Origin of the sequence: Pseudomonas sp. NFACC45 (genome assembly GCF_900113505.1) — a bacterium.
GTDB classification, from domain to species: domain Bacteria; phylum Pseudomonadota; class Gammaproteobacteria; order Pseudomonadales; family Pseudomonadaceae; genus Aquipseudomonas; species Aquipseudomonas tehranensis.
On sequence record NZ_FOPO01000021.1, the window covers coordinates 24,209 to 34,233 of the forward strand.

A 10,025-nucleotide genomic window follows, 5' to 3' on the forward strand; every position below is an offset into this window, starting at 1 on the left:
TGAACGCATTAGCTTCAAACCAGGGCCAGCTGAGCGCAACCCTCACCCCCAACGCCGAGGCTCCCCAACCAGCTGCCCCTGCACCCCAAACAACCCCATCTCACGAATCACCGCCAACTCCCCTTCCGTCTCAACCCGCTCGGCGATCAACGGCAGGTCGATACTGTGAGCAGCACGCTGGATCGCCTCGATGAACAAACGCTTGTCGCTCTCTTGGTCGATGGCACGAATGTAGCTGCCATCAATCTTCAGGTAAGCCAACCCCAGCCGCGACAAGTTACCGATCATGCTGAAACGCCCACCAAAACGCTGCAGGCTCAGGGAGAACCCCAGCTCACGCAGCTGCCGGGTCAACTGCTCCAGCACGGCTTGCTCCGGCAGTTGCTCTTCACCAATCTCCAGGGTCAAGCGCGGCCCAAGGTTGGAATGGGCCCGTAGGATTTCAAAGACTTTGTTCAGCGCCTGCGGATCGGCCAAGGTCGCCGAAGACAGGTTCAACGCCAGGGATTGTTCGTGCCCGGCCATTTGCTTGAGCACCTGCTCGAGCATCAAACGGTCCAGCCGCGCGGTCCAGCCGAAGCGCTCCAACCATGGCAGGAAACGCCCGGCGGGGATGGTCTGGCCCTGCTCGTCCAGCAATCGTGACAGCACTTTGTAATGCAGCACCACTTGGGTGTCCTGGGCGGCCACCACCGGCTGGAAGTAAAGCTCGAAGCGCTGATTGCTCAAGGCCTGGTCGAGCAGATTGTGCCAGGCATGGTGATCGTCACCGACACTGGCCGAGGCGCTGTGGTCCAGGCAGGCCCAACCCGGCTCACCCTGGCTTTCGGCCTGGGCCAGGGCCTGGTCGCCGAGCTGGAGCACCGCTTGCGGCGAGTCGCCATGAACGAATGGAGCAAGTCCGATGGAGGCCACCGAAGCCACGTCGGTCGCACCGGTGGCATGCAGGCTCGCCAACGCGCTGTCGAGGTTCTGCGCCAGTTGCAGCGCTTCCTCGCGCACCAGCCCCGGTGCCAACACGGCGAACTCCCCGCCGCGAATGCGCGTCACCAGGTTGTGGGTTTCAGGGTAGCGGGCGCATTCACGTTGTAATTGTTCACCCACGGCCTTGAGCAACTGGTCGGTGCGCTGCCCGCCCAGCCGTTGGTTCAGTCCGGCCAGGTCCTTGACCCGCAGCAACAGCAGATAACCGGAACTGGCCTGCTCGGGATTGCTCACCCGGGCGTGGAGCTGCATTTCGAAATATCGCCGGTTGGCCAGGCCCGTGAGATTGTCCTGATAAGACTCGACCCGCAGTTTTTCGCTACGCTCAGCCTGCTCCTGAAACAGCGCCTTGAGCTTCTCGACCATCTGGTTCATCGCCTGCACCACCCGGCGCAGTTCCGGGGTGCGCGGCAGCTCCGGCAGGCTCAGGAACTCGCGACGAGCGATGGCATGGGATTGATGCACCATGTAGTCCAGCGGCTTGAGCTGACGCCGCAGCAGCAAGGCCCCCAACACCGCGCTCACCGCGCCGCACAGCAGCAGCCAGCCCAGACTGCCCAATGCGCTCTGCCACAGCTTGGCGAGGGCGAACATCGGGTGGCTGACCACTTCGACCCGCGCCGCCTGCTCCCAACCGCGGCTGACAATCGCATCGCCACCGGCCGGCTCCAGACCGATGAGCTTGATGAACCATTGCGGCACGTTGCCGGCGTCGGGCGTGCCGGTGCGCTCGACCAGGGTTTTGTCGGTGGCGACATCGACCACACGGATGGTTGCGTAATAGCCGCTGTCGAAAATCGAGCTGACCATCAACTCCACCATCGCCGGGTCGTCGATGTTCGGCGTCAGCGACAGCGCCAGCGCCGTGGCTGCGTCCTGGGCGTGGGAGCGCAACTGGTTGACATACTGGGCCCGCGAGCTTTCCAGGCTGACCATGAAGCTGCCGCTGAAGGCAACCACCAGGAACAGACAGATAGCGATCAACAGCTGTTTGAACAAGGACATCTGAGCGCGCGCTCCTAGTTAGTCGTCTCGACCGGAAAACCTTCGGCCTGCATTTTTTTCAACACATCCTGCCACCGGGACAGGCGCTTGGTGTCACCCACTTTCTTGTTGCCCTTGGCGCCTGGCAGCCACAACCCCTCGGCATTGAAAGAGTAGACCGGCAACAGATCGGTCCGCTGGCTGGCCGGCAGGATGCCGTCGATCAGGCTGTCGAGTACCAACGGCATGGCATCGGGGGTCGCGTAGTAGGTGAGCACCATGTGCGCACGGTTCTGCCGCAGCGCCTTGACGTAGGTGATGCGCAGCTTGTCACTGGACACCCCCAGGCGACGCAGGCTGAAGTACTTGGCAATGGCGTAGTCCTCGCAATCCCCGGCCCCTTTCCACAGAGCCTGGATCGGGGTCTCCCAGTAATCGACCTGACGCCACAGGTCGATGTCTTCGACGTAGCGCACCCGTTTGTTGAAAAACAGGTTCACCACCCTGAGCTGCTCTAGCTCCGGCGTCTGCTTCTGGGTCGCCAACAATTGCTGCCAGGCATCGATCCGTTGCTGCCCTTCGCCCAACGGCCCATATAACGCTTGCGCCCGCCGGCTGATCTGCGCAAAGTCCCAGTCAGCCTGCAGGCCGCCCAGCATGAGGCCGGCCAGCAACAATGCCGAAAACAGCCAGCGCAAGGACCTGGGAACAGGGAAAGGTGCAGCCAAGGGAAATACGTCCAAAAAGGGCCGTGGGAAATGCGTTGGATGGTGAAGCCTGGCCCGGCAAAAGACAATGGCAAGGTGCGATCACCACAAGCAGACTAAACTTTAGTTCAGGAACCGGGGCCGCGAGGTTTTGACGGCTTGGCAATCTGTAACTAATGTTGGCTTGGATCCAATTTTTGTTACTACCAGTCAGGGTGCGTTGTCGTGACACAGAAGCCCAAACCGCTAAGCACTATCCAGGTCAACGGGCCCATTCCCGCTGCCCAGGCCCGCTCCATTATCGAAGAGTCCCTGCGCGAGGCCATACTCGACGGGCGCCTGCCCTGCGGCACCGCCCTGCGCCAGCAGGAACTGGCCGACCTGTTCGGCGTCAGCCGCATGCCGGTACGCGAGGCCTTGCGCCAGCTCGAGGCGCAATCACTGCTCAATGTGGTTCAGCACAAAGGCGCCGTGGTGGCCCCGTTGATCACCAACAATGCGATCGAGACCTACTCCCTACGTTCGGTTCTTGAATCTTTCGCTTTACGCCTGTCCATTCCCCTGCTCGATGCCGAGGACCTGGCCATGGCCGCCCATTACATCGAGCAACTGGAAGCTCAAACCGACCACGCTGAAATCGGCAGGCTCAACCGGCTGTTTCACATGTCGCTTTATCACAAGGCACCCAACAGTAAACTGCTGGACCTGATCGAGCGCGAGCTCAATGAGGAAGAACGCTTCTTGCGCTTTCATCTGTCGTCCATGGGCTTGGGCAAACTGACCCAGGACGATCATCGCGCGCTGCTGGAGGCCGCTACGGCCCAGGACATCGACAGAGCGGTTGCCCTGTTGGAGCTGCATCTGGAAAAAGCCTGCGTCACCATCCGTCGCTATCTGGAACAACAACCAAGCCGGTGACCTGACGCCCGCGCCCTGAGGGGCGCATCACTTTCTTACACATCCCTCCTACACGGTTTCTCGCCCGCCCGACGAGGCCGCAGCGTAGCCGCGCCCTGTCGCCCCCATCAGTTCAATGGCACTGCCATCGATTTGGGCCCACTCTTGCGTTTGTCGATTAAAAAACAGACCTGAAGAAGTCAGCGCCTGGCCGCAGCCAGGCGAATCGAAGCCAACACGCAAGGAGCACCGCCCAACCGGCGGGATGATCGGAAGTCCGACCGATGTCCCCCCATAAAACAACAACTTCTTATTTCCCTGTCCCCTGAAGTGCTCCGAGTGAGGCATTCACTCAACTTCTTCAATTCTGATACTTCTCTATCGGAAGGAGCGGCTTCGCCTGAATAAAACTTATATTAAAAGTTTTAATACCCCTCTTCGCGCCCAATAAACAACCCTCTTTAAATAATTAAAAAATTACTTGCCGCTTACTTGTTCGGTGTATTAGCTTTTTATCCGTCGAGTCGTTATCGACCGCTTACGTTTATGGCCAAGGCCCGAAAAACCTTACCCAGATGCCATAAATGCGCCGTTAAGCCGAGCACTTACATACTTTCAAAACTTATGGACTCCGGTTCAGGCACCCGCTCGCTTTTTTATTAAAAGCCGGGTGACTTTTCCGAACAAACATCATTGATGAGGACGTTCCGATGTTACCCACCAAAGAACAACTATCTCTGAAAAAACACGCCCTTGGCGAACACCCGGTTTTTTCCGAAATAACATCAATCGATCTGCTGCGCCGTTTTATGCAAAGCCATGTCTTTGCCGTGTGGGACTTCATGTCACTGACCAAACGGCTGCAACGGGAGCTGACCTGTGTCCACCTGCCCTGGTTACCGCCGGCCGACCCACACGCTGCACGTTTGATCAACGAAATCGTCCTGGGCGAGGAGTCGGATGACCGCCCCGGAGCTGGCTATTGCAGCCATTTCGAACTGTACCTGGACGCCATGCGCGAGGTTGGCGCCGATACTCGCGCCATTGAGCAGTTCATCACCCTGCAACAGGAAGGCGTCAGTCCCGAAACGGCCCTGGAGAGCGTCGAGGTGGAGCCGGCGGCGGCCCGGTTCGTCCGCCAGACACTGCAAACCGCGCTGCACGCACCGGCCCACAGCGTGGCCGCCGCCTTCGTGCATGGTCGCGAGAGCGTCATCCCGCAGATGTTCCAGCGCATGCTGGACGCTTGGGGTATCGGCCTGGATCAGGCGCCGACGTTCCGTTATTACCTGCAGCGGCACATCGAAGTCGACTCCGAGGACCACGGCCCCGCAGCGGAAAAACTCTTGGCCCGGCTGATCGATGGCGACCCGCAACGCGAAACCGAGGTGCTGGCCGCCGCACTCGCTGCTGTCCAAAGCCGCACCGCGTTGTGGGACGGGTTACGCCAGAGCATGGCCGAACCAGTTGCGCAGGTGGCGCCATGAACGCCGTCGAATACCAGTCCTTCGCCGACGCCTGGGAAAGCCGCGCCACGATCCGCACCCGGCCACGGCGCCGGGTCGAAGACGACGACAAGTTGATTTTCCCCATGAGCCGTCAGCCCCTGGTGCACAGCCAGACCTTCCTCAGCCACTGCCCGCAATTGCGCGACTTTGCGCTGGTGCAGAGCCTCTACAAGTTCATCAACGATGTGGTGATCTTCGAGACCGAGCTGGTGGACCACACCGCCCGGCGCATTGCCAAGAACAGCTTCGGCATCGAATTCCCGTTCGCCTGCCGCTACGACGCAATGACAGTGGTGGTGGACGAGGATTACCACGCACTGGTGGCGATGGACTTCATGCAACAGACCATCGAGATGACCGGCATTGCACCGATCCCATTGCCCGATCAGATCGAGCTCAGCCGCGCCATACCGGCAACGCTGGCCCAGGCGCCGGAGCATCTGCTCAGCGCCGTGGAACTGATTTGCATCGCCATTGCCGAGAACACCGTGACCAACGAAGTGGCGGCCTTCGCCCGGGACGACTCGGTCAAGGCGTCGATCAAGGGCCTGATGGCCGACCACTTGCTGGATGAGGGTCGGCACTCCGGGTTCTGGACGCGACTGGTGCAAATCTACTGGCGCAGCGCGCCCGAAGCTGACCGCGAGGCGATTGCCCGATTGATGCCCGGCTTCATCAGCCAGTACTTGGCGAGCGATCTGCAACAGGCGTTCGATTTCCAGCTGATCGCACACCTGCCCGTCGACGAATCGGTGCGTCAGTCGCTGCGCGAAGAAGCCGGTGCGCTGGCCTACCCCATCAATCGTTTTCATCCGTTGGTGGGCAATATCACGCGCTTTTTTCGCAGCAGCTCGATGCTGGCGTCCCCCTGCGTGCGTGACGCCCTGGCCGACTACCTGACCCCATGAGGATCCGCCCATGAGACGCCTCGAAATTGCACTGTCTGGCACAAGCCAGGCCATGACCGACCTGGCCCAGGAGCTCGAACTGCACGGCCACGGTCTTGTGCATCTTGAATCAGCGAACCACCACGCAGCGGTCGACCTGTTGATTGATGACGGGACGCTGCCCTGCACCCTAGACGCCCGCGCAAACCTTCAGGTGCGCGTGGCGCTCCAGTTTTTTTCCGGCCAGGCATTGCCACAACCGGTGGTGGTTTTTCGAGACAGCGCGCATCGGCCGTTGTCCCAGGAAAAGATCGCTCCGCACGGCGGTGGCAACGGCCAGTCTTTGCGACTGCGCACCTTGGCGGCGGTGGTCGAGCACGGTGCGCGACTGGTCAGCCAGCTTTCCCGGGACGAAGCCTGCTTCGATCACTGGCCGGCGGTGCAGACCGACGCCTGCGATGAATCGTTGCAGGGACTGGATGTGTTGGAGCCGCTGGCCTTCGAGCACCACCTCAATCGCCCCCCAGTGCCTTGGTTGCTGGCTGCAGCCGAAGTGCCGGTGATGCATGACATCGAACAGCGCATGCTCGATGACGGCACGCAACCGGCGCTGTGGGTCGAGGGTCAACTCGTCGACTACAAATCCTTGCGCAGTCTGGCGTTGCGCTTGCAGGCGTCGATACTCAAGCAACTGGCAGGGGCAAAACCTGGGGTGATTGGTGTCTGCCTGCCCAAGTCCACGCAGTTGTACGCAGCTATCCTGGCGGTGCTGGGTTGCGGGGCGGTGTACCTGCCGCTGGACCCGCAACACCCCGCGCAACGACGGCGCTTTATCCTGGAGAACGCCAACGCGGACCTGCTGCTGCACGACGGTGACAGCGGCCTGGGCGAGCTGTCGCTGCCGACGCTGGATGTACGCAAGCTGCCTGCACCCCAGCCCGGCATCCCGGCCTCGCTGATCCGCCGCGTGGTGGACATCAACGAACCGGCCGTGGCCATCTACACCTCCGGCACCACCGGCCAGCCCAAAGGCGTGCTGCTCAGTCATCGCAACCTCAGCCATTTCTGCGCCTGGTATAGCGACTATGTCCGCTTACAGCGTGACAGCCGGGCATTGCAGTTCTCCACCATCAACTTTGATGCATCGCTGCTGGATATCCTGCCGACCTTCATCCAGGGTGCGAGGCTGGTGGTGCCCAGCGAAGACCAGCGGCGCGATCCGCAGCAACTGGTGGCATTGATTGAGCAACAACGCGCCACTCACGCTTTCCTGCCGCCCGCGCTGCTGAGCGTGATGCCGCTGGATGCGCCGTTGGGGCTGGCGCACCTGATTACCGGCGGTGATGTCTGTGAGCCGTTCGTGATCGAACAGCTCGCACCGCAGTGCAGTTTCCACAACATCTACGGCCCGACCGAAACCACGGTGCTGGTCACCACCCGGCAATTCAGTGTCGGTGACAACAACCGCAACCTCGGTGTGCCCATCGCCAATGGCCGGGTGCTGATTCTGGATGAGCAGCTGCAACCGGTGCCCCAAGGCATACCGGGCGAGCTGTACATCGCCGGGCCTGGGGTCGGCCTCGGCTATCTGAACGACCCGGCGTTGACCGCGAGCCGCTACCTCAACCTGACGCTGCCCGGCGGGGCAACGCTGCGGGTTTATCGCACGGGCGATATCGCCCAATGGACCGACAACGGCATTGAGCTGTGTGGTCGGCGCGATAACCAGGTGAAGATCCGCGGCTTTCGGGTCGAGCCCGAGGAAATCGAGCATTGCCTGCGCGACAGCCAACTGTTTCGCCAAGTAGCGGTGGGCATTGATGAACGTCGGCGAATCCTGGCGTTTCTGGTTCACCCCCGGGAAGAGCGGGCCGGCGCCGCCCTCCAGGCTTTACGCGAGCATGTACAAAACGCGCTGCCCAGCTACATGCACCCGGCGGCCTACGTGCAATTGCCCAGCCTGCCCTACACCAGCAATGGCAAAGTCGATCGCCGGGCCTTGCTCGCCACGGCGGTGCAAGTACAGGTTGGCAGCCATCGGCGCCAGCCGCAGAACGTTCTGGAAACGCAGCTGCGGCAACTGTGGGCCGAGTTGCTGGAGCTGCCGGTCGACGACATCGCCACCGATGAAAGCTTCTTCAATCTCGGTGGCCATTCGATCCTGTTGTCTCAACTGTTGCTCGGGGTCCGCGAGGCCTTTGGGCGCAGCCTGTCGATCAATCGCTTCATCGAAGCACCTACGCTGATGACGCTGGCGAAGTTGCTAGACGATCCTGAGCAAAACAGCACATCGACCCTCAGCCCCCAGGCCTTGATCGATGCGCAAGCGGAACTCAACCTCGATCCGCTGCCTGTCAGCCAGTGTGGTGATGTGCACAAGGTGGTGGTGACCGGGGCCAACAGTTTTCTTGGGGTACACATCGTTGAGGCCTTGCTGGCCTGGGGCGCCACCGAAGTCGCATGCCTGGTGCGCGAATCGGGTGGACAAAGCGCGGCCGAACGCTTCGCCCAGGCCCTGCGGGACAATCGGCTGAACCACCTGGACCTGAGCCGCGTCAGTGTCTACGCCGCCGACATCACCCAACCGCAATTGGGTTTGCCCGACGATGTCTATGCCCGCATCGACCGCACCTTCGGCGCATTGGTGCACAACGCGGCCCATGTCAATCACGTGCTCGACTACGAGTCTTTGGCGCGGGACAACGTGGAGCCGATCTTCGAATGCCTGCGCCTGTGTGAAGGGCGCAGCAAGAAGATCTTCAACTTCGTCTCCACGCTGTCGGCGTCCAGTGCCCTGGATGCCGACGGCCAGGTCCTGGAGCAGCCCGCCGCAGAGACGCCACCGATCTACATCAAGAACGGCTACAACCTGTCCAAATGGGTCGGGGAGCGGATCCTGCAGCGGGCCCGGGACCGTGGGGTGTGGGTCAATCTGTTTCGCCCGGGCAACATCAGTTTCAACAGCCTGACCGGGGTCTGCCAGCCCCACAAGAACCGGCTGATGCTGATGCTCAAAGGCTCGATCCAGCTCGGCCAGGTGCCGGATCTGTCACTCAACTTCGACCTGATGCCGGTGGACTTCCTGGCGCGCTTCATCGCCTTCCATGCCAGTCGCTATCAGCCAACGCAGGCGGTGTTCAACCTGCACAACCCCGAGCCCTTGAGCTGGGACGCTTATGTGGCGTCGTTTCGTGACAGCGGCCGCACATTTTCCCTGGTCAGCGTCGCCGACTGGCAACGGCAATTAGGCCGAGTCAATGCCGACAACGCCCTGTTCGGCGTACTGGGTTTCTACCTCAACGGCTTCGAGGAAGACATCGGCGACATCTCGTTGATCAACCACGCCAACGCCCGGGCCGGCGTCAGGCAGATGGGTGCCCGCTACCCGGAAAAATCCCCGGCCCTGCTGCGCCGCGGTGCTGATTACCTCAAGGCCATCGATTTCATCTGAAGCACCCTCAACTGTAAAAAAAGGAGCAAGACCATGAATGCACTTCAACCCGACACTTTGATCAAGAACCCCCACGCCTGCGAGGTCGAAACTTCAGTGGAAGTACCCGCCAACGCGGCGAGCGTCTGGGCAGTGGTGGGTAATTTTGCGGGGTTCGATCAATTCATCCCGGCACTTGAGCACATCGAAATGACCGGCGATGGCGTGAGGTCCCTGCGCAAGAAGTTTTTCCGCGACGGGCAGAACCTTGTGGTGGAACAGCTCAACAGCCGTGATGACCAGGCCATGCACATGACCTGGACGCTGATCTACAACACCCTAGGCATCGATAACCTGTGGGCAGCGATGCACGTCGTGCCCCTGGCGGACAACCGCTGCCGCGCCACCTGGACCATCATCGCCGACCACACCGATGCTCATACCACGTCCGGCTTCCGGGATTTCCTGCAAGGGTTTGCCGATGAGGCGATGGGGAATGTGCAAGTGATGTTCAAGTAAACACCACTCCCTTGTGGGAGCGGGCTTGCGCGCGAAAGCGGTGGGTCAGCTGACGATGATGTTGGCTGTGCCGCCGTCATCGCGAGCAGGCTCGCTCCCACACTGATTT

The 10,025-nt window shown here is 61.1% G+C and carries 7 protein-coding genes; 5 read left to right on the forward strand and 2 right to left on the reverse strand.

The window, feature by feature from the left end; all coding sequences use genetic code 11:
• Positions 1-42 precede the first annotated feature (42 nt).
• Both lapD and lapG read right to left on the reverse strand, forming a co-directional pair.
• Positions 43-1,989: a cyclic di-GMP receptor LapD gene (lapD, locus tag BM132_RS27325; RefSeq protein WP_092403315.1), complete on the reverse strand. Its 1,947-nt coding sequence runs from the start codon at positions 1,987-1,989 to the stop codon at positions 43-45.
• A gap of 14 nt (positions 1,990-2,003) precedes the next feature.
• Positions 2,004-2,627 carry a cysteine protease LapG gene (gene lapG / locus BM132_RS27330; RefSeq protein ID WP_371264169.1) on the reverse strand — a complete coding sequence of 208 codons (624 nt, stop codon included), beginning with the start codon at positions 2,625-2,627 and terminating at the stop codon, positions 2,004-2,006.
• 273 nt (positions 2,628-2,900) lie between these two features.
• Here lapG and BM132_RS27335 point away from each other — a divergent pair, with 273 nt between their 5' ends.
• The 5 genes from BM132_RS27335 to BM132_RS27355 all read left to right on the forward strand — a co-directional run bounded on the left by BM132_RS27335 (position 2,901) and on the right by BM132_RS27355 (position 9,916).
• Positions 2,901-3,593: a GntR family transcriptional regulator gene (locus BM132_RS27335; protein ID WP_092459980.1), complete on the forward strand. Its 693-nt coding sequence runs from the start codon at positions 2,901-2,903 to the stop codon at positions 3,591-3,593.
• A 689-nt stretch (positions 3,594-4,282) separates the two neighbouring features.
• Positions 4,283-5,059, forward strand: coding sequence for a DUF3050 domain-containing protein (locus BM132_RS27340; RefSeq protein WP_092459981.1), 777 nt, complete (start codon positions 4,283-4,285; stop codon positions 5,057-5,059).
• On the forward strand, positions 5,056-5,988 hold the full coding sequence (locus tag BM132_RS27345) for a diiron oxygenase (RefSeq protein ID WP_092459982.1): 933 nt from the start codon (positions 5,056-5,058) through the stop codon (positions 5,986-5,988). Before BM132_RS27340 ends, BM132_RS27345 begins: the two co-directional genes overlap by 4 nt.
• Positions 5,989-5,998: 10 nt before the next feature.
• Entirely contained in the window at positions 5,999-9,418 is a 3,420-nt protein-coding gene (locus BM132_RS27350; protein ID WP_092459983.1) for a non-ribosomal peptide synthetase, read from the forward strand.
• Positions 9,419-9,451: 33 nt separating this feature from the next.
• The gene (locus BM132_RS27355) at positions 9,452-9,916 is read left to right on the forward strand and encodes an SRPBCC family protein (RefSeq protein WP_092459984.1); all 465 of its coding nucleotides are present in this window, start codon (positions 9,452-9,454) and stop codon (positions 9,914-9,916) included.
• Positions 9,917-10,025: the final 109 nt, after the last annotated feature.